The sequence below is a fragment of the Roseateles sp. P5_E1 genome (genome assembly GCF_054049335.1).
This window is the reverse complement of the sequence record NZ_JBFUMN010000240.1, coordinates 1-662: the sequence shown is the minus strand read 5'-3', so window position 1 is coordinate 662 and position 662 is coordinate 1. Positions and strand designations below refer to the sequence as shown.

Annotated in this window: 1 protein-coding gene and 1 pseudogene; both read right to left on the bottom strand. The window is 64.9% G+C overall.

The genetic code is table 11. The features are described from left to right. Positions 1-306: pseudogene (locus ACXJKJ_RS30815) on the bottom strand (glycine cleavage system aminomethyltransferase GcvT); the annotation flags it as partial. A 75-nt stretch (positions 307-381) separates the two neighbouring features. After that, on the bottom strand, positions 382-662 hold a 281-nt coding region (locus ACXJKJ_RS30810; protein WP_457395316.1), incomplete at its 5' end, for an NfeD family protein.

Sequence of the window (662 nt, the reverse complement as noted above, 5' to 3'; positions counted from 1 at the left end):
GTACACGATCAGGTCATCGATGACCCCGCCGCGCGGATTGAGCATGCACGAGTACAGCGCCTTGCCGGTCGCCTTGAGCTTGTCCACCGAGTTGGCCAGCAGCTTGCGCAGGAACGGCTTGACCTGCGCACCGCGCAGATCCACCACGGTCATGTGGCTGACGTCGAACATGCCGGCGTCGCTGCGCACCAGGTGGTGCTCGTCCAGCTGCGAACCGTARTGGATSGGCATGTCCCAGCCRCCGAARTCGACCATCTTGGCGCCGAGKGCGCGRTGGGTSTCGTTGAGAAGCGTCTTCTGGGTCATGACCGTTTTTCCGGGGGAATGAAGGCAAGACCTCGATTATCCCAGAACCGACTTCACAACGCCTGCGGCGTTGCGTCAGACCTGCTGCACCTTCAGCGTCATCCCCTCCACCGCCACTACCCGCACCCGGCTGCCGGCAGGCAGATCCGGGCCAGCCACCACCCAGAACGCGTCGTCGATCTTGGCCCGGCCCTTGCCCGCCACGATGTCCTGGTCGATCACCACCACCCGGCCGATCAACTGCTCGGCGCGCCGGTTCAACAGCGGCGCATCGCTCTGCCGCCCATGCGAACGTCCCCAACGCCGATAGCACTGGATGGACACCACCGACAGCAGCACGAAGGCCACCACCTGCC